The 19,036-nt window shown below is 61.2% G+C and carries 15 protein-coding genes; 9 read left to right on the top strand and 6 right to left on the bottom strand.

The genetic code is table 11. The features are described from left to right. Nucleotides 1-10: 10 nt before the first annotated feature. Nucleotides 11-1,426 carry a pyruvate carboxylase subunit A gene (locus C1896_01280; protein ID AZZ43674.1) on the bottom strand — a complete coding sequence of 472 codons (1,416 nt, stop codon included), beginning with the start codon at nt 1,424-1,426 and terminating at the stop codon, nt 11-13. Between the two features lie 231 nt (nt 1,427-1,657). On the opposite strand from C1896_01280, the gene C1896_01275 reads away from it, so the two are divergent. Then, the gene (locus C1896_01275) at nt 1,658-2,620 is read left to right on the top strand and encodes a LysR family transcriptional regulator (protein AZZ43673.1); all 963 of its coding nucleotides are present in this window, start codon (nt 1,658-1,660) and stop codon (nt 2,618-2,620) included. Here the strand turns inward: C1896_01275 and C1896_01270 are convergent. Both C1896_01270 and C1896_01265 read right to left on the bottom strand, forming a co-directional pair. After that, nucleotides 2,562-2,777, bottom strand: coding sequence for a hypothetical protein (locus tag C1896_01270; GenBank protein AZZ43672.1), 216 nt, complete (start codon nt 2,775-2,777; stop codon nt 2,562-2,564). The two genes, C1896_01275 and C1896_01270, sit on opposite strands and share 59 nt — an antisense overlap. 104 nt (nt 2,778-2,881) lie before the next feature. After that, nucleotides 2,882-3,748 carry a MurR/RpiR family transcriptional regulator gene (locus tag C1896_01265; GenBank protein AZZ43671.1) on the bottom strand — a complete coding sequence of 289 codons (867 nt, stop codon included), beginning with the start codon at nt 3,746-3,748 and terminating at the stop codon, nt 2,882-2,884. Nucleotides 3,749-3,909: 161 nt separating this feature from the next. Here C1896_01265 and C1896_01260 point away from each other — a divergent pair, with 161 nt between their 5' ends. The 6 genes from C1896_01260 to C1896_01235 all read left to right on the top strand — a co-directional run bounded on the left by C1896_01260 (nt 3,910) and on the right by C1896_01235 (nt 10,729). Then, nucleotides 3,910-5,352 (top strand): glucose-6-phosphate dehydrogenase, encoded by a 1,443-nt coding sequence (locus tag C1896_01260; protein ID AZZ43670.1) that lies wholly within the window; start codon nt 3,910-3,912, stop codon nt 5,350-5,352. A 656-nt stretch (nt 5,353-6,008) separates the two neighbouring features. Beyond that, complete coding sequence (gene ectA, locus C1896_01255) at nt 6,009-6,542, top strand: diaminobutyrate acetyltransferase (GenBank protein AZZ43669.1); 534 nt, start codon at nt 6,009-6,011, stop codon at nt 6,540-6,542. Next, nucleotides 6,539-7,813, top strand: coding sequence for a diaminobutyrate--2-oxoglutarate transaminase (gene ectB, locus C1896_01250; GenBank protein AZZ43668.1), 1,275 nt, complete (start codon nt 6,539-6,541; stop codon nt 7,811-7,813). The genes ectA and ectB overlap by 4 nt, the downstream gene beginning before the upstream one ends. A 10-nt stretch (nt 7,814-7,823) precedes the next feature. Next, entirely contained in the window at nt 7,824-8,222 is a 399-nt protein-coding gene (locus C1896_01245; protein ID AZZ43667.1) for an ectoine synthase, read from the top strand. Between the two features lie 69 nt (nt 8,223-8,291). Beyond that, nucleotides 8,292-9,200, top strand: a complete 909-nt coding sequence (gene thpD, locus C1896_01240; GenBank protein ID AZZ47477.1) for an ectoine hydroxylase — start codon at nt 8,292-8,294, stop codon at nt 9,198-9,200. A 98-nt stretch (nt 9,201-9,298) separates the two neighbouring features. Continuing rightward, on the top strand, nt 9,299-10,729 hold the full coding sequence (locus C1896_01235; GenBank protein ID AZZ43666.1) for an aspartate kinase: 1,431 nt from the start codon (nt 9,299-9,301) through the stop codon (nt 10,727-10,729). Between the two features lie 32 nt (nt 10,730-10,761). On the opposite strand, the gene C1896_01230 is transcribed toward C1896_01235, so the two are convergent. After that, nucleotides 10,762-11,574, bottom strand: coding sequence for a cytochrome c oxidase assembly protein (locus C1896_01230; protein AZZ43665.1), 813 nt, complete (start codon nt 11,572-11,574; stop codon nt 10,762-10,764). 3 nt (nt 11,575-11,577) lie between these two features. Further along, entirely contained in the window at nt 11,578-12,045 is a 468-nt protein-coding gene (locus C1896_01225) for a DUF2243 domain-containing protein (protein ID AZZ43664.1), read from the bottom strand. A gap of 186 nt (nt 12,046-12,231) precedes the next feature. Here C1896_01225 and C1896_01220 point away from each other — a divergent pair, with 186 nt between their 5' ends. Beyond that, on the top strand, nt 12,232-13,602 hold the full coding sequence (locus C1896_01220; protein ID AZZ43663.1) for a U32 family peptidase: 1,371 nt from the start codon (nt 12,232-12,234) through the stop codon (nt 13,600-13,602). Nucleotides 13,603-13,695: 93 nt separating this feature from the next. Here C1896_01220 and C1896_01215 read toward each other — a convergent pair whose 3' ends face one another. Then, complete coding sequence (locus C1896_01215; protein AZZ43662.1) at nt 13,696-16,536, bottom strand: diguanylate cyclase; 2,841 nt, start codon at nt 16,534-16,536, stop codon at nt 13,696-13,698. A 287-nt stretch (nt 16,537-16,823) separates the two neighbouring features. Here C1896_01215 and C1896_01210 point away from each other — a divergent pair, with 287 nt between their 5' ends. Further along, nucleotides 16,824-19,013 (top strand): DNA helicase II, encoded by a 2,190-nt coding sequence (locus tag C1896_01210; GenBank protein ID AZZ47476.1) that lies wholly within the window; start codon nt 16,824-16,826, stop codon nt 19,011-19,013. Nucleotides 19,014-19,036 lie beyond the last annotated feature (23 nt).

Raw genomic sequence — 19,036 nt, 5'->3', positions numbered from 1 at the left:
GGTTCGTTCCTCACAGGCCTGCGTGGGCGGCGATGGCGGCAGCGATGGCCAGGGCCAGTTCGCCCGGCTTGCGTTTGATCGAGTAGTTCAGCAGTTCCGGATGGTTGTCGACGAAGCTGGTATTGAACTGCCCGCTGCGGAAATCCGGGTTGGCGAGAATCTGCTGGTAATAGGTAGCGGTGGTTTTCACGCCTTGCACGCGCATGTCGTCCAGTGCGCGCGAACCGCGGGCCAGCGCCTCTTCCCAGGTCAACGCCCAGACGATCAGCTTCAGGCACATGGAGTCGTAGTACGGCGGAATGGTGTAACCGGTGTAGATCGCCGTATCGGTGCGCACACCGGGGCCGCCGGGGGCGTAGTAACGGGTGATCTTGCCGAAGCAGGGCAGGAAGTTGTTACGCGGCTCCTCGGCGTTAATGCGGAATTGCAGGGCGAAGCCGCGATACTGGATGTCTTCCTGCTTGACCGAGAGCGGCAGACCGGAGGCGATGCGGATCTGCTCGCGAACGATGTCGATGCCGGTGATTTCCTCGGTGATGGTGTGCTCCACCTGCACGCGGGTATTCATTTCCATGAAGTACACCTCGCCCTCGGCGAGCAGGAACTCCACGGTGCCGGCGTTCTCGTAGCCCACGGCTTTGGCCGCACGTACCGCCAGGTCGCCGATATAAGCGCGCTGTTCCGGGGTGAGCTGCGGGCTGGGGGCGATCTCGATGAGCTTCTGGTTGCGCCGCTGGATCGAGCAATCGCGCTCGAACAGGTGCACGGTATTGCCAAAGGAGTCGGCGAGAATTTGCGCCTCGATGTGTTTGGGCTCGACGATGCATTTCTCAAGGAATACATCAGCCGAGCCGAATGCCTTGGTCGCCTCTGAGATGACCCGCGGAAAGGCCAGGGCCAGTTCTTCACGCGAGTTACAGCGGCGGATACCACGGCCGCCACCGCCCGAGGTGGCTTTGAGCATCACCGGATAGCCGATGCCCTCAGCTGCGGCCAGCGCTTCTTCGACATTCGCCACGTTGCCTTCGGTGCCGGGCGTGACCGGCACGCCAGCCTTGATCATGCTGCGCCGCGCCTCGGTCTTGTCGCCCATGCGTCGAATCACTTCGGCGCTTGGGCCAACGAAGCGGATGCCGCGCTCGGCGCAGATTTCTGCCAGTTCGGCGTTTTCGGACAGGAATCCATAGCCTGGATGCAACGCATCACAGCCGGTCTCCACGGCCAGGTTCACCAGCTTGCGCGGATTGAGGTAGCCGGCAAGCGGATCGTCGCCGATGAAATGGGCCTCGTCGGCACGCTTGACGTGCAACGCGTGGCGGTCGGGCTCGGCAAACACCGCCACCGAGCGTACGTCCATTTCGGCACAGGCCCGCACGATGCGGACGGCGATTTCACCGCGGTTAGCGATCAGCAGCTTCTTGATCACGCTGTCATTCCCTCGGTCGATGAGCAGAAGGCCGCCTGGAGGGGCCAGGTCACGCCTGCACGTTGTGCAAGCCTATAAACCCTACGCCTACCGGCATGATTACTGAAAATGAATAATAGTTTGATCTTGCATAAGTAATTACTTATATATTCAGTCAAAGCTGCATTGGGCGGGCCTTAGCGGCCTTGCAACCACCAGAAGCAGTGAATCTAGGCAGGAGCGGCGGAATCAATGCGCAAAAGCATGATGCGGATAACCTTGCGTCAGCTGCAGGTGTTCCGGGCGGTATGCGAAAGCCTTTCCTACAGCCGGGCAGCGGAGGAAATGGCGCTGACCCAGCCAGCAGTGAGTTTGCAGATTCGCCAACTCGAGGAGCTGATCGGCCAGCCGCTGTTCGAGTATCTGGGCAAAAAACTCTACCTGACCGCCGCTGCCGAAGCGCTGCAGCGCGCCAGCACCGACATATTTGGGCGCCTGGACAGCCTAGATATGCAGCTGTCCGACATGCAGGGCTCGCTACAGGGTCAGCTGAATCTGGCGGTCGAGTCGAGCGCCAAATACATCACGCCGCACCTGTTTGCGGCCTTCAAACGCAAGCATCCAGAGGTCAGCCTGGAACTTGTGGTGGTCAACCATGCGCAAGCGGTCAAACGCCTGTCGATCAGCCGTGACGATCTACTGATCATGTCGCAGGTGCCAACTGACATGGATCTGGAATTCATGCCATTCCTGAACAACCCCATCGTGGCGGTCGCACCGACTGATCATCCACTGAGCCAGGCAGCTGCCCTGACCTTGCAGGACCTGACCGCCTACCCACTGCTGGTCCGAGAGCCGGGCTCGGGCACGCGCAAGGCAGGCGAAGACTATCTGCGCCAGAAGCGTGCGCATTTCGCTCAGACGATCCAGGTGGCCTCACTGGATGCCCTACGCGAGAGCGTCGTAGCAGGGCTCGGCGTAGCGCTGATGCCACGCCATGCAGTCCACTTGGAGCTGGCTCACGGCCTGCTGCGAGAGCTGCCAGTCGAGGAGCTACCGCTGTACCGCAGCTGGTGCGTGGTGCATCCGCGAGCCAAGCGGCTGAGCCCGGTGGCTCAGGCGTTCTTCACTTTTATCCGCGAAGAACGCGCGCAGATCATCGCCCTGGCTGCGCGCTTTGACGGCTCACAGGCAAACCCTCAAGCAGCGGGCTGACCATCAGCAGGTCGGGGAACTCCATCAGCTGTGCATGCAGCTGGCGCTGCTCGTCGTAGCTTTCGATGGCACGGCGGAAATGCATGCGGCGCTCGTCCAGCTGCTTGCGGCGGGCACGGGCATCGAGGTTGACGTAGGCTTCACGGTGCTGGGACATGCGCGGTCTCCGGAACAGGTGTCGGGAGAGCCCAGCATCGAAGCCCCGGGTGACGCTATGAGGACAAGCAGATGACGGAGCGATGAACGCCGCTCAAGCGTTCGTCAATCTTCGTGCGGCTTCACCGATTTCGGCGACAGACGCAGGCTACGCAAGCTGCGCTTCACGCTCTTGAGGTGATTGACCAGGCTCGGACCGCGCGCCATGGCGACGCCCATCGCCAACACGTCGATCACCACCAGATGCGCGATACGCGAGGTCAGCGGGGTGTAGATCTCGGTGTCTTCCTGCACGTCGATCGCCAGGTTGATGGTCGCCAGTTCCGCGAGCGGGGTCTGGCTCGGACAGAGGGTGATCAGCGTGGCGCCGGATTCGCGGACCACATTCGCCGTGATCAGCAAGTCCTTGGAGCGGCCCGACTGGGAAATGCAGATCGCCACGTCGGTGGGCTTCAGGGTGACAGCCGACATCGCCTGCATGTGCGGGTCGGAATAGGCCGCGGCGCTGAGCAGCAGGCGAAAGAACTTGTGCTGGGCATCGGTCGCCACCGCGCCGGACGCGCCAAAGCCGTAAAACTCGACTCGCTCGGCCTTGGCCATCGCCGCCACTGCGCGCTCGAGCGCATCGGAGTCGAGCTTCTCGCGCACTTCCATCAGCGTGTGCAGGGTGGTGTCGAAGATTTTCAGCGCGAAATCGGTGACCGAGTCATTTTCGCTGATGGCGAACTGGCCGAAGCTGGCGCCGGCAGCAAGGCTCTGCGCCAGTTTCAATTTGAGGTCCTGAAACCCCAGACAACCGATGGCGCGGCAGAAGCGCACGATGGTCGGCTCACTGACCCCCACCACATGGGCCAGGTCGGCCATGGAACTGTGCATCACGGCAGCTGGATCGAGGAGTACATGGTCGGCGACTTTCAGCTCCGACTTGCGTAACGAACCTCTCGATTGGGCAATGTGTTGCAGCAGGTTCACTTGGCGGTCTCGCTATGATCAAAACCTGGCAAGAATGGTCGAACACTGCGGGTGCGCTCGCATCCGTCAAGCCGGCTGGGTTGTAGTGGGCTTGTAGTTATACTACAAGCCTCGCAGTATCGCCCACCTATCGAGTCTGTCCACCTTCTAGGAGTGACGCTGTGTCCATTTCCTGCGACATGCTGGTATTTGGCGGTACCGGCGACCTGGCGCTACACAAACTCATCCCTGCACTCTATTACCTGCACCGTGAGCATCGTCTGCATGATGATGTCCGCATCCTGGCGATTGCGCGCCAGGATATTGATCGCAACGCCTATCTCGCGTTGGCCGAGCGACATATCCGAGCGCAAATCGCGCGCACGGACTTCGAGGCTGAAATCTGGAATGCGTTCAGCCAGCGCCTCGACTACTTCTCCATGGACGCCGCTCAAAGGGGTGAGTACGTCCGTCTCGCGCATCACCTCGGCCAGGCCGAAGGCCGCGTGCGGGTGCACTACCTGGCGACGGCGCCCAACCTGTTCGAGCCCATTGCCTCGAACCTTGAGAGCGCAGGGCTTGCAGGAGAAGACGCGCGCATCGTCCTGGAGAAGCCCATCGGCCATTCCCTCGAATCAGCACTCGAGATCAACGAGGCCATCGGTAACGTCTTTCCCGAATCGCGCATTTATCGGATCGACCATTACCTCGGCAAGGAAACCGTGCAGAACCTCATGGCACTGCGTTTTGCCAACGCGCTGTTCGAGCCAATCTGGCGCAGCGGCCATATCGATCATGTGCAGATCACGGTGGCCGAGACCCTCGGCGTTGAAGAGCGCGGCAGCTATTACGACCATGCCGGCGCCATGCGCGACATGCTGCAGAATCACCTACTGCAACTGCTCTGCCTGGTGGCGATGGAAGCCCCGGTGCGCTTCGATGCCAAATCGATACGCGGCGAAAAGGTCAAGATTCTGGAAGCCCTCAAGCCGATTACCGGTAACGACGTGCAGGACAAGACCGTGCGCGGGCAGTACGTCGCCGGGCAGATCGGCGGCAATGATGTGCAGGCTTACTACTTCGAAAAGGACGTGGATAACGACAGCGACACAGAAACCTTCGTCGCCGTAAAGGCCGAAATCGATAACTGGCGCTGGGCCGGCGTGCCCTTCTACCTGCGCACCGGCAAGCGCATGGCGAAGAAGCGCTCGGAAATCATCATCACCTTCAAACAGGTGCCGCACATGCTGTTCACCAAAGGCGAGGTCAACCGCCTGGTGATCCGCCTGCAGCCGGAGGAGAGCATCAGCCTGCAGCTCATGGCCAAGGCACCCGGTAAAGGGATGCAACTGGAGCCCGTCGAGCTAGATCTGAATCTGGCCCATGCATTCAGCAGCACACGCCGCTGGGAGGCGTACGAGCGGCTGTTGCTGGACGTGATCGAAGGCGACTCGACACTGTTCATGCGCCGCGATGAGGTCGAAGCGGCCTGGAACTGGGTCGATCCGATCCTCTGCGGCTGGCAGAGTCACTACCGCAAGCCCAGACCCTATCCGGCCGGAACCGACGGTCCTGAGCAAGCACACCAACTGATTGAGCATCAGGGTCGGCGATGGTGGCGCTAAGCCCGCCGAAGCATCCAAGTGGCCGCCCTGCAAAGTCGCTTCCAGCCCCGAGCTAGAGCAGTCCAACGCAAGTAGCAGCAACTAACAAACCGGGTGCTTGGCAACTATTGATTGAACTTTCAAGCATCATCAACTTGTCGCGCTGACAAAAAAAATTAACAGAACGCGACGAAGTCGCCATCTCCGCCGAGCAGATCGCCGATATCTAGGCATGATATCGGCGACTGAACTCGCTCGCTCTAGCCCGTCGAGCCGGGCTTAATCCAGCCGTAACTTCGGCTAGTTCTAGCCAGACTAATGTGCAAGTTATCCACAACCAAACCGCTATCGCCACGACCGGCTAAACGCCTTGTTTTGCGCGGGCTCTGTCAAATTTCGTAAGCACTGTGACGTACTCTTCTGCCGCGCCCGAAACGGGCCGCTCTATTCGCCCAGCACCTGGGCCAAATCCGACGCTCATATTTGGCTGTATATACACTCCAGATCGAGCCCGGTAACGGCGACTGACCGGCAAGTTCAACTTTCGCGATAAACGGCGAACTTCGGAGATATCAGCGGCGAATCACCGCCCATGATCGGCGACTGAGGTTGAGATTAATTTTTTGATGTGTTTATTCTAGAAAAGGATTTCAATCAGCAACCCCAAAGGTCTTGTTTTGAGTGTTCCTACCGTAACGCTCCGTCGCCCAACCGACGGCGACGGTTTCCCCCTCCATGAGCTGGTAGCACGCTGCCAACCTCTGGACACAAATTCGGCGTACTGCAACCTCCTGCAATGCTCCGATTTCGCCGACACCTCCATTGCCGCCACAGACGCGGATGGCCAATTGGTAGGTTTCATTTCCGGTTACTGCCCCCCTGCTCGCCCAGACACTTTGTTCGTCTGGCAAGTCGCAGTCGACGCTTCGATGCGCGGTCAGGGCCTGGCGCTGCGCATGCTGATGGCACTGGTCGCACGAGTCGCCAGAGAGCAGGGCGTCGCCAACCTGGAAACCACCATCTCGCCGGACAACGGGGCATCCCAGGCGCTGTTTAAAAAGGCCTTCGCCAAACTGGGCGTCGACTACAGCACCCGCACCCTGTTCTCCCGCGCCGAACACTTTGCCGGCAAGCATGAAGACGAAGTGCTTTACCGCGCCGGCCCGTTCGCCGCACCCAATTCAGAAGAAGAACTAGAGGAAAACGCATGAAAACTTTCGAACTGCACGAATCTGGCGTTCGCAGCTACTGCCGCTCCTTTCCAGTGGTCTTCAAGCAAGCCCGCGGCGCTGAACTCACCACCCGCGAAGGCAAGACGTACATCGACTTTCTCGCCGGTGCTGGCACGCTGAACTACGGCCACAACCATCCTGTGCTCAAGCAGGCGCTGCTCGATTACATCGAAGCCGACGGCATCACGCACGGCCTGGACATGTATTCCGAAGCGAAGGAGACCTTCCTCTCCACCTTCGATCGCCTGATCCTCAAGCCGCGCAACATGGACTACGTCATGCAGTTCACCGGCCCGACCGGCACCAACGCGGTGGAAGCCGCGCTGAAGCTGGCGCGCAAGGTGACCGGCCGCAACAACATCATCAGCTTCACCAACGGCTTCCATGGCTGCAGCATCGGCGCGCTCGCCGCGACCGGCAACAAGCATCACCGCGGCGCTGCCGGCGTTCCGCTGACCGATGTCAGCCGCATGCCCTACGCCAACTATTTCGGTGACAAGGTCAACACCATCGCGATGATGGACAAGCTGCTGACCGACCCGTCCAGCGGTGTCGACAAGCCGGCTGCCGTGATCGTCGAAGTGGTTCAGGGCGAAGGCGGCCTCAACGCCGCCTCGGCCGAGTGGGTCCGCAAGCTGGAAAAACTCTGCCGCAAGCACGAGATGCTGTTGATCATCGACGACATCCAGGCCGGTTGCGGCCGGACCGGCACCTTCTTCAGCTTTGAAGAGATGGGCATCAAGCCGGACATGATCACGCTGTCCAAGTCGCTGTCGGGCTATGGCCTGCCATTCGCCATGGTGCTGCTGCGTAAGGAGCTGGACCAGTGGAAGCCGGGCGAGCACAACGGCACCTTCCGCGGTAACAACCACGCGTTCGTCACTGCTGCTGCTGCCATCGAACACTTCTGGAAAGACGACGAGTTCGCCAATAGCGTCAAGGCCAAGGGCAAGCGCATTGCCGACGGCATGAACAAGATCGTTCGCCGCTACGGCCCGGATTCACTGTTCGTCAAAGGCCGCGGCATGATGATCGGCATCAGCTGCCCGGACGGCGACACCGCCGCCGCGATTTGCCGCCATGCCTTCGAAAACGGCCTGGTCGTCGAAACCAGCGGCGCCCACAGTGAAGTGGTCAAGTGTCTCTGCCCGCTGATCATCAGCGAAGAGCAGATCGACAAGGCCATGAGCATCCTGGACAAGGCGTTCGGCGCCGTAATGTCCGATCAAGCCGCCAACCAAGCTTCTTGAGGATTGAAGAATGATCGTACGTACCCTGGCTGAATGCGAGCAGTCCAACCGCAAGATCAAGACCGATACCTGGGACAGCACGCGGATGCTGCTCAAGGACGACAAGATGGGCTTCTCGTTCCACATCACCACCATCTACGCCAACACCGAGACGCATATCCACTACCAGAACCATCTGGAGTCGGTCTATTGCATGAGCGGCAATGGCGAGATCGAGACCATCGCTGACGGCAAGATCTACAAGATCGAGCCCGGCACGCTGTACATCCTCGACAAGCACGACGAGCACCTGCTCCGTGGCGGCAGCGAGGAAATGAAGTTGGCGTGCGTGTTCAACCCGCCACTCAACGGCAAAGAAGTGCATGACGAAAGCGGTGTGTATCCGCTTGAGGCCGAAACCGTAGTCTGATGCGACTCCGCAGGGCGGCTGCACCCCGCCCTGCGACACCCGTTTCAAGGAGAGTTTAAAGTGAACCCCGTGCAAGCCGACCTGTACCCTTCGCGCCAGCACGACGAACCTAGCTGGCAAGAGCGTCTGGACCCGGTCGTCTACCGCAGTGACCTGGCCAACGCCCCGATCGCACCAGAGATGATCGAACGCTTCGAGCGTGACGGCTATCTGGTCATCCCCAATCTGTTCAGCGCCGAGGAAGTCGCGGTATTCTGCGAAGAACTCGACCGCATGCGTCAGGACCCGGCCGTTGCCGAGTCCGGCAAGACCATCAAGGAACCCGACAGCGGCGCAATCCGCTCGGTGTTCGCCATCCACGCCGACAATCCATTGTTTGCCCGTGTCGCCAGCGACGAGCGCATTGCCGCTATCGCCAGCTTCATCCTCGGTGGTGACATTTATGTGCACCAGTCGCGGATGAACTTCAAACCCGGCTTCACCGGCAAGGAGTTCTACTGGCACTCCGATTTCGAAACCTGGCACGTCGAAGACGGCCTGCCACGCATGCGCACCCTGAGCTGCTCGATCCTGCTCACCGACAATGAGCCGCACAACGGCCCGCTGATGCTGGTGCCTGGATCACACAAGCACTACATCCGCTGCGTTGGTGCGACACCGGAGAACCACTACCAGAAGTCCCTGCGCAAGCAGGAGTTCGGTGTACCGGATCACGACAGCCTGACCCAGCTGGCGGACCGTTATGGCATCGAGACCGCTACGGGCCCGGCGGGCAGTGTGGTGTTCTTCGATTGCAACACCATGCACGGCTCCAATAGCAACATTACACCCAGCGCGCGCAGCAATCTGTTCTATGTCTACAACCATGTAGATAATGCCGCGCAGGCGCCGTTCTGCGGCCTCTCGCCACGTCCGGCCTTCGTCGGTGAACGCGAGAATTTCGAGCCCCTGCAGATCCAGAAGCAAAAGTATCTCTGACGTACCCGATCAGGCCCGACTACCGGGCCTGTTCTTTGTTGGCGGCCGAGAGGCGGCCCAGGGATGAAAATTCACCCCCAAGATGGGAAGTTGAATCGATGCATACCGTAGAAAAAATCGGCGGCACATCCATGAGCCGCTTCGACGAGCTACTGGACAATATCTTTATCGGCGGACGCGAAGGCGACGAGCTCTATCAGCGCGTCTTCGTCGTTTCGGCCTACAGCGGCATGACCAACCTGCTGCTAGAACACAAGAAGACTGGCGAACCCGGCGTCTACCAACGCTTCGCCGACGCCCGCAACGAGGGCGCCTGGCTCGATGCACTGGACATCGTCCGCGAGCGCATGCTCGGCAAGAACGCTGAGCTGTTCGCCAGCGACTTCGAGCTGCGTGCCGCCAACCAGTTCATCAACTCGCGCATCGACGATGCCCGCGAGTGCATGAGCAGTCTGCAGCGCCTCTGTGCCTACGGCCATTTCCAGCTCGACGAGCACTTGATGAAGGTGCGCGAGATGCTCGCCTCCCTCGGTGAAGCGCACAGCGCCTTCAACTCCGTGCTGGCGCTCAAGCACCGCGGCATCAATGCGAAGATGGTCGACCTCACCGGCTGGCACCGCGACGCACCGCTGCCCTTCGATGAGATGGTGCGCCACAGCTTCGAAGATGTGGACCTGTCCCGCGAACTGGTGGTCGCCACAGGCTACACGCACTGCAGCGAAGGCCTGATGAACACCTTCGACCGCGGCTACAGCGAGATCACCTTTGCTCAGATTGCCGCTGCTACCGGCGCCCGTGAAGCGATCATCCACAAGGAATTCCACCTCTCCAGCGCCGACCCGAACCTGGTCGGAGCGGACAAGGTGGTCACCATCGGTCGTACCAACTACGACGTGGCAGACCAGTTGTCGAATTTGGGCATGGAGGCGATCCACCCACGTGCCGCCAAGACACTGCGCCGCGCCGGCATCGAGCTGCGCATCAAGAACGCCTTCGAGCCGGAGCACGCCGGTACGCTCATCAGCCAGGACTACAAGAGCGAGCGGCCCTGCGTCGAGATCATCGCCGGGCGCAAGGACGTCTTCGGTATCGAGGTGTTCGACCAGGACATGCTCGGGGACGTCGGCTACGACATCGAGATCAGCAAGCTGCTCAAGCAGCTGCGCCTCTACGTGGTGAACAAGGACTCCGACGCCAACAGCATCACCTACTACGCGTCGGGCTCGCGCAAGCTGATCAACCGCGCCGCGCGACTGATCGAGGAGAAGTATCCGGCTGCGGAAGTTACCGTGCACAACGTCGCCATCGTCTCGGCTATCGGCTCCGACCTCAAGGTCAAAGGCATCCTCGCCAAGACCGTCGCGGCGCTGGCCGGTGCCGGCATCAGCATCCAGGCGGTGCATCAGTCGATCCGCCAGGTTGAGATGCAGTGTGTGGTCAACGAGGAAGACTACGACGACGCCGTCGCGGCCCTGCACCGCGCGCTGATCGAGCCGGAAAACCACGGTGATGTGATCGCCGCAGCCTAAGCTACGGCTGAACCTGACCGCCGGCCTTGGCTCTAGCCAGGGTCGGCGGTTTGCCGTCCGCCGTCGCTGGCGGACCCGGCCAGCTTGCGCCGCCGATACCAGGTGGCGAAAAACACCACCGCCAGCAACAGCTCGGCGAGATCGCCGCCGTAATACATCAATTGTGCAGCCGCTTCGATTTCCGCCAGGTCGTGGCCGGCGTCGCGCGGAAAGCCGTAGGCATACATGAGTTTGCCCAGCACGGCATGAGCGGCAATCGCCACGAACAATACGATCAGCCGCAACCACATGCCGGGACGATGCGGCGCGGGGTCCGGTCCGGCAATCGACCAGCTGAAAAGATAGCCTGCCAGTACGAAGTGCAGGTGCAACCATACATGGAGGACGGGTTCGCTGAAGCTCAGCTGGTACAGCGGCGTGAGATAGAGGATATACAGCGCGCCGACATTCAACATCAGTGCGGTCACCGGATGGCTCAGGCAGCGCACCGGCACGCTGCCCGCAAACTCGGTAATCCGTCGGGCGGTCACGACCGGCACATTGCGCAACAGCAGCGTGCCCGGCGCGCCGAGCATCATCGCAATGGGCGCGAACATGCCGAGCAGAAGATGCTGCGCCATGTGCCCGCGCAGGTCTGCATGGCCCCACTCGACCATAAAAGGCGAAAACGCGGCCACCAGAAGCCCGCACCCCAGACTGAAACTGACGGTGCGCCAGCAATGCCAAGTCTTTCGACGCCGCCGTTGCGCGCGCACACCGAGAACATAAGCAAACCAGAGAGCCAGCGTCAGCAAGACCAGCAGCGAGGTGCCAGCCAGGGTGAGCAGATGAGTATCGTGGGCCACCGGCTACCGGCCCCCTTGCAACGACGCAAGGGATGACCGAGCTGTTCGCCAGATCATGAAGCCTATCGCCAGCAGCAGCGCGCCAAAGGCATTCCACGCCAAGTCGTAGAGCAGAAGATTGTCCACGTAGCGCACCTGATGCAGCCGCAGAATCTTGTGATCGACGATCCCATCGAACAGCTGAAAGCCACCTGCGCCAAGAAACAAACCGGCCCAGGCGTGCAAGCGCGACACCGCGCGGCGGCTGCTCAGCTGCACGAACAGGTAAAAGCCGGCGGCCAGCATCAGCAGCTCGGCTGAATGCAACAGACCGTCCGATATCAGCCCGACGGTTTGTGTGGATCGGTCGAAGAAATGGTGCCAGGCGAGTATCTGGTGAAAGACGATCTCGTCGATGGCGGCCATCAAACCAATCCCGAAAAAGCTCGCCGCGATCAGACTACCTCTGGCATCGACGGGGTGTTTGCTCACGATGGGCCTCCGGCTGATAACGGGTTGGCTTGCATCGGAACTCGGTACGCTCGACTCAAGCCCTGTCTATGAGTGACTGGGGTCAGCCTCAGGAGTTCTCCATCGGCTTGATCTGACGGGGCGAAAAGCGCCGGCCAACTCAGTAGAATCCGCACACTTTCTGCTGGTATACAGAGCCACCGCACCATGACCCACCCTCGCACCGAACTGCTGTCCCCCGCGGGCACCCTCAAATCCATGCGCTACGCCTTTGCCTACGGCGCCGACGCGGTCTATGCGGGACAGCCGCGCTACAGCCTGCGCGTGCGCAACAACGAATTCGACCACGCCAACCTGCGTCTGGGGATCGACGAGGCGCATGCCCAGGGCAAGCAGTTCTATGTGGTGGTCAACATCGCGCCGCACAACGCCAAGCTGCGCACCTTCATCAAGGATCTCGAGCCGGTGGTCGCCATGGGGCCGGATGCGCTGATCATGTCCGATCCCGGTCTGATCATGCTGGTTCGCCAGCACTTCCCCGAGATGACCATTCACCTGTCGGTACAGGCCAACGCGGTGAACTGGGCCAGCGTCGAGTTCTGGCGCAAGCAGGGCCTCACCCGCGCCATCCTCTCGCGCGAGCTGTCGCTGGAAGAGATCGGCGAGATCCGTGAAAAGGTGCCGGGCATGGAGCTGGAGGTCTTCGTTCACGGCGCGCTGTGCATGGCCTATTCCGGGCGCTGCCTGCTCTCCGGCTACATCAACAAGCGCGACCCCAACCAGGGTTCCTGCACCAACGCCTGCCGCTGGGAATACAAGGCGCACGAAGGCAAGGAAGACGAGCTGGGCAATATCGTCCAGCAGTATCAGCCGATCCCCGTGCAGCAGCTTGGAGCAGGCGCCATCCAGCCGACTCTGGGTGCCGGCGCGCCGACCGATCAGGTCTTCCTGCTCGAAGACAGCAGCCGTCCTGGCGAAATGATGGAAGCATTCGAGGACGAGCACGGCACCTACATCATGAATTCCAAGGACTTGCGCGCCGTCCAGCATGTCGAGCGGCTGGTGCAGATGGGCGTGCATTCGCTGAAGATCGAAGGCCGGACCAAATCCCACTATTACGTGGCGCGCACCGCCCAGGTCTATCGCAAGGCAATCGACGATGCGGTCGCAGGCAGACCTTTCGACAAGTCACTGATGGACACCTTGGAATCGCTCGCGCACCGCGGCTACACCGAAGGCTTCCTGCGTCGCCACGTGCATGACGAATACCAGAATTATGAGCGAGGCTTTTCGCTGTCGGAGCGCCAGCAGTTCGTCGGGGAGATGACCGGCGAACGGCGCAACGGGCTGGCCGAAGTGATCGTCAAGAACCGCTTCGCCGTTGGCGACCGCCTGGAGTTGATGACCCCGCAGGGCAACCTGAATTTCCGCCTGGAGGCACTGGAAAACAAGCGCGGCGAGCGTGTCGATGTGGCGCCCGGAGACGGTCACGTACTCCACCTGCCGGTGCCGGAGCATGTCGACCTTCAGCATGCATTGCTGATGCGCGAACTGGAAGGCACCACCACCCGCGGCTAACAGCTAGATCCTTGTAGGGTGGGCTTCAGCCCACCGCTTGGGCTACGCCACCCTAACCGCTGGTGGGCTGAAGCCCACCCTACGAAGCAGTCCTCAGACCAATAGCTTCACGAACTCGTCAGCCGGCACCGGGCGGCTGATCAGGTAACCCTGCATTTCGTCGCAGCCGTGAGCTTTGAGGAAGTCCGCCTGTGCCTGGGTTTCGACGCCCTCGGCGACGACCTTCAGCTCCAGGCTATGGACCATGGCGATGATGGCCCGGACGATGGCTGAATCTTCTCCGACCTGATCCAGTTCGGAAATGAACGAGCGATCGATCTTCACGTAGTCCACCGGGAAGCGCTTGAGGTAGCTGAGCGAGGAATAGCCGGTGCCGAAGTCATCGATTGCCAGCTTCACACCCAGCGCGCGTAACTGGCGGCTGATGTTGATCGCGTTGTCGATGTCATCGAGCAGCTGACTTTCGGTCAGTTCCAGCTCGAGCCGGTCGGCGGGCAACCCAGTCTCTTCCAGTACCTGTCGCACCAGGCTGACGAAATTGCCCTGGCGCAACTGTTTGACGGACAGGTTCACCGACACCCGAATGGCGGCCAGTCCATCGAGTTGCCATTGACGCGCCTGCCGGCAGGCTTCGCGCAGAACAAACTCACCCAGCGGGATGATCAGCCCGGTTTCCTCGGCTAGGGGAATGAAAAAGCCTGGCGCAATAAGGCCTTTCTGCGGATGCCGCCAGCGCACCAGTGCTTCGGCCGCATCCAGGCTGTCTTCCGCCACGTTCAGTCGCGGTTGATAGAAGACTTCCAGCTGGCCTTCCTCGAGTGCGCGACGGAGTTGGTTCTCCAGCTTGAGATTTTCCAGGCTCGACACCTGCAAGCGCTCGGTGAAGAACTGCAGGGTGTTGCCGCCAAGATGTTTGGCATGTTGCATGGCCATGTTCGCCTGCAACAGCAGCGAGGTCGCCTCGCGCGAGTTGTCTGGCATCAGGCTGACGCCGATGGACGCGGTGATGACCAGTTCCTGATCGTCGAGCCGAATGGGTTTGCTGATGCGCGACAGCAAGCGGCTGCCGCTGTGCGCCAGGCTGGCAAGGCTGCCGTAACCTTCGAGCACCACCACGAACTCGTCACCGGATAAACGGGCAATGGTGTCGGCGTCCGACAGCGTGTGGGACAGACGGCGGGAAACTTCACGCAACAGCTGATCAGCCGCCTCGTGCCCAAGGCTTTCATTAAGCGTCTTGAAACGGTCCAGATCGATATACAAAACCGCCAGCCCGCGATTGCTGCAACGGCTACGCTCGCAGGCGCTGTGCAGACGCTCCTTGAGCAAGCTGCGATTGGCCAACCCGGTGAGTTCGTCGAAGTGGGTCAGGTAACGCAGACGTTCCTCGACCTGACGCCTGACGCTGAGATCGGAAACGAACGCGACCACATTGGTGATGTTGCCGTGTCGGTCGTGCACCACTCGCATCTGTGCCCATTGCGGGTAGACCTCGCCATTCTTGCGGGTCTCGATCAGCTCGCCTTGCCAGATACCGTGCTGCGCCAGGCTTTCGCGAATAGCCGAATATTGCTGGCGGCTGTCCTCGGAACTCGCCAGCAGGGCGACACTTCTTCCGATCAGTTCTTCTCGGCTGAAACCGGACAATGTGCAGCAGGCCTGGTTGACTGCCAGCAGGTGGAATTCAGGATCCATGATCGCCATGCCCTCACCTGCCGCTTCGAACACCGTGGCCGCTAACCGCAATTGTTCGGCCTGACGATGGCTCTCGCTGATGTCTCGCCGGGTGCCGATCATGCGTAAGGCCCGGCCGTTAGCATCGCGCTCGGTGACACGCCCGCGGTCTTCGATCCAAATCGAACTGCCGTCGTTGAGCATGGCCCGGTATTGCACGGCATAGCTTTCGGTCTTGCCCTTCAGGTGGTCGATCATGTCCTGGCGTACACGCGGGCCGTCTTCGGGATGCACTTCGGGACGCTGCTGCTCGGCCAGCAGCAGTCGATCACTCAGGCCGACACCAAAAACCACGTCCATCCTTGAGTGATGGACCTCACCGTTGGCCATGTCCCAGTCCCACATGCCCAGCTCACTGGCTTCCAGCGCCAGGCTCAAGCGAGCCTCGCTTTCACGCAGCGCGGCGGTGCGCTCAATCACTCGCCGTTCGAGCCCGTCGAAGGCCTCTTGCATCCGGCCCTCGGCATGGCGCCGCTGCTCGACCTCCCGGGCAAGCTCGCCATTCAGCTCGGTGGCTTCACCGCGCATCCGTTGCAATCGCCGAATCAGCAACTGGTTGTGCAGACGTTGCGCCAGGCTGGCCGTCACCAGTCGGTTCATTTGCCAGGCAATCATGCTCAGCGTCAGCAGCACGATTGCCGCCAGCACCCCCCAACCCTGCAGATGGGGCTCGCCGCTGCCTAACAGCACCGCCGCAGCGGGAAGCAGCCCGGGAATGGCAAAGGCGGCGAACGCGCGGAGCGATACGCCGCAGGCCACGCAGCCTGCAAAAAACACCGAGGCAAGCGAACCGAGCAGTACCGTTTGTTGCAGGAACGGCCCGTCTAGGGCCAGCTCGATGATCGCGTAGTCCAGGGTCACCGCGCTGGCGACACTGGCCATCAGGAAGGATCGATACCAGCGGGGATGCTGCTGCTCCTCGGCGCTGGCCTTGGCGAAGCTGCGCGTCTGCTGCAGCCTCAGGACGGCGAGTGCAAAGGTCACACCTGACCAAATCGCCAATTGCAGCTTCGGTCCTTCCGCCCAGAGTACGGCGGGGAATACCAGGCTGGTGATGATCATCAGCAGCAGTGCGAGCCGCGAGCCCTCATAGAGCAGCCGCGTGCGCTCGGCCCGCTGATCCATCTCTGCAAGGTTGAAAGCGGCGTGGTCCTCCATGGCCATTGACGCCGACGGATTGGCTTGTGCGGAATCGGTCATCGGGTTGTTCTTGTAATGGATGTCTGGAGCGGTAGGCGTGCATTTAGCACGCCTCGATAATGGCACGACGCTAGCGTCTGGTCATCGTCTCTCCGACCAAAGACCGTGGATGACGATACGCTGGTATCGATCAGATGGATTTTCAACAGGTCGATGACCACAACCCGCCCCGGCTCCCGGCGCGGTTTCTGTCCTCTCCCAGCTAAGCCCTTTGTCTGCCCATGGCTTGACTGGCGCCCGTCCGTTGCACGAGCGGGTCGGCCGGATTTCCGGCTAGAATGGCGCCCATGCATGACGATCTCTCTCTCCTCCTGAACTCCCTCAACGATGCCCAGCGCCAGGCCGTGGCCGCGCCGCTGGGTCGTCAATTAGTCCTCGCTGGTGCCGGCTCGGGCAAGACCCGCGTATTGGTGCACCGCATCGCCTGGCTGCACCAGGTCGAGCGCGCATCTTTGCACTCGATCCTTTCAGTTACCTTTACCAACAAGGCTGCGGCCGAGATGCGCCAGCGCATCGAGCAGCTGATGAAGGTCAACCCGCAGGGCATGTGGGTCGGCACCTTCCACGGCCTTGCGCACCGCTTGCTGCGTGCTCACTGGCAGGAAGCGAAGCTGGCGCAGAACTTCCAGATCCTCGACTCGGACGACCAGCAACGCCTGGTCAAGCGTGTGATCCGCGAGCTCGGTCTCGACGAGCAGCGCTGGCCGGCTCGCCAGGCCCAGTGGTGGATCAACGGGCAGAAGGACGAAGGTCTGCGGCCCAAGCACATCCAGCCCAGCGGTGACCTGTTTCTGGCGACGATGCTGAGCATCTACCAGGCCTACGAAGAAGCCTGCGCCCGCGCCGGCGTCATCGATTTTTCCGAGCTGCTGTTGCGCGCGCTGGACCTGTGGCGCGACAACCCGGGCCTGCTCGATCATTACCAGCGCCGCTTCCGCCACATTCTGGTGGACGAGTTCCAGGACACCAACGCCGTTCAGTACGCCTGGTTGCGTTTGCTGGCAAAGGGCGGCGACAGCCTGATGGTGGTCGGCGACGATGACCAGTCGATCTACGGCTGGCGCGGCGCACGGGTCGAAAACCTGCACCAGTTCAGCGAAGACTTCCAGGACGCCGTAACCATCCGCCTGGAACAGAACTACCGCTCCACCGCCTGCATCCTCAAGGCCGCCAACGCGCTGATCGCCAACAACCAGGGCCGTCTGGGCAAGGAACTGTGGACCGAAGGCTGCGAAGGCGAGCCGATCAGCCTGTATGCCGCGTTCAACGAGCACGACGAAGCGCGCTACGTGGTCGAGAGCATCGAGAAAGCGATCCGCGACGGCATGAGCCGCAGCGAGATCGCCATCCTCTATCGCTCCAACGCCCAGTCGCGGGTACTCGAAGAAGCCTTGCTGCGTGAACGCATCCCCTACCGCATCTATGGCGGCCAGCGCTTCTTCGAGCGCGCCGAGATCAAGAACGCCATGGCCTACCTGCGCCTGATTCAGGCACGGGACAACGATGCGGCGCTGGAGCGGGTAATCAACGTGCCGGCCCGTGGCATCGGCGAGAAGACTGTCGAATGCCTTCGCCAGCTGGCCCGGCAGCAGGAAAGCTCGATGTGGGCCGCGCTGCATCAGGCGGTCGGCACCAAGGTGGTGTCGGGCCGCGCGGCGAGCGCGCTGAACGGCTTCGTCGAGCTGATCGACACCCTCGCGCTGAAGGTCGAGGGCATGCAGCTGCACAGCATGGCGCAGCTGGTCATCGAACAGTCCGGCCTGCTGGCGTACCACCGTGACGAGAAAGGTGAGAAAGCCCAGGCACGGGTGGAAAACCTAGAGGAACTGGTCTCCGCCGCGCGCGCCTTCGACAACTACAGCGAAGACCAGGAAGACGAGCAGACACCGCTCGCCGCCTTCCTTGATCACGCCTCGCTGGAAGCCGGTGAACAGCAGGCCGGCGACCACGAAGACAGCGTGCAGCTGATGACCCTGCACAGCGCCAAGGGCCTGGAGTTTCCGTTGGTGTTCCTGGTCGGCATGGAAGAAGGCCTGTTCCCGCACAAGATGAGCCTGGAAGAACCGGGCCGCTTGGAAGAGGAGCGCCGCCTGGCCTACGTCGGCATCACCCGCGCCATGCAGCAGCTGATCGTCACCTACGCAGAAACCCGTCGGCTCTACGGGAGCGAGACCTACAATAAAATCTCGCGCTTCATCCGCGAATTGCCGCCGGCGTTGATCAGCGAAGTCCGTCTGAGCAATACCGTCAGCCGCAGCTTCAACACACGTGGCATGGGTGGCGGCTCGCTGTTCGACGGCGCCAATGTGCCGGATACCCCGTTCAACCTCGGTCAGCGCGTCCGCCATTCGCTGTTTGGCGAAGGCACCATCCTCAACTTCGAAGGCTCCGGCGCCCAGGCGCGGGTGCAGGTGAATTTCGAAAGTGAAGGAAGCAAGTGGTTGATGCTCAGTTATGCCAAACTGGAACCGCTATGACGTTTACGTCAACCTATACCGAT

The sequence above is a fragment of the Pseudomonadaceae bacterium SI-3 genome (assembly GCA_004010935.1).
In the GTDB taxonomy this organism is placed as follows: Bacteria; Pseudomonadota; Gammaproteobacteria; order Pseudomonadales; family Pseudomonadaceae; genus Stutzerimonas.
This window is presented reverse-complemented; position numbering and strand designations above follow the sequence as displayed.

Coding starts and splice junctions, on each gene's coding strand:
- C1896_01275 (AZZ43673.1), top strand. CDS start 1,658: ATGCGCAAAAGCATGATGCGGATAACCTTGCGTCAGCTGCAGGTGTTC.
- C1896_01270 (AZZ43672.1), bottom strand. CDS start 2,777: ATGTCCCAGCACCGTGAAGCCTACGTCAACCTCGATGCCCGTGCCCGC.
- ectB (AZZ43668.1), top strand. CDS start 6,539: ATGAAAACTTTCGAACTGCACGAATCTGGCGTTCGCAGCTACTGCCGC.
- C1896_01245 (AZZ43667.1), top strand. CDS start 7,824: ATGATCGTACGTACCCTGGCTGAATGCGAGCAGTCCAACCGCAAGATC.
- C1896_01235 (AZZ43666.1), top strand. CDS start 9,299: ATGCATACCGTAGAAAAAATCGGCGGCACATCCATGAGCCGCTTCGAC.
- C1896_01220 (AZZ43663.1), top strand. CDS start 12,232: ATGACCCACCCTCGCACCGAACTGCTGTCCCCCGCGGGCACCCTCAAA.
- C1896_01215 (AZZ43662.1), bottom strand. CDS start 16,536: ATGACCGATTCCGCACAAGCCAATCCGTCGGCGTCAATGGCCATGGAG.
- C1896_01210 (AZZ47476.1), top strand. CDS start 16,824: ATGCATGACGATCTCTCTCTCCTCCTGAACTCCCTCAACGATGCCCAG.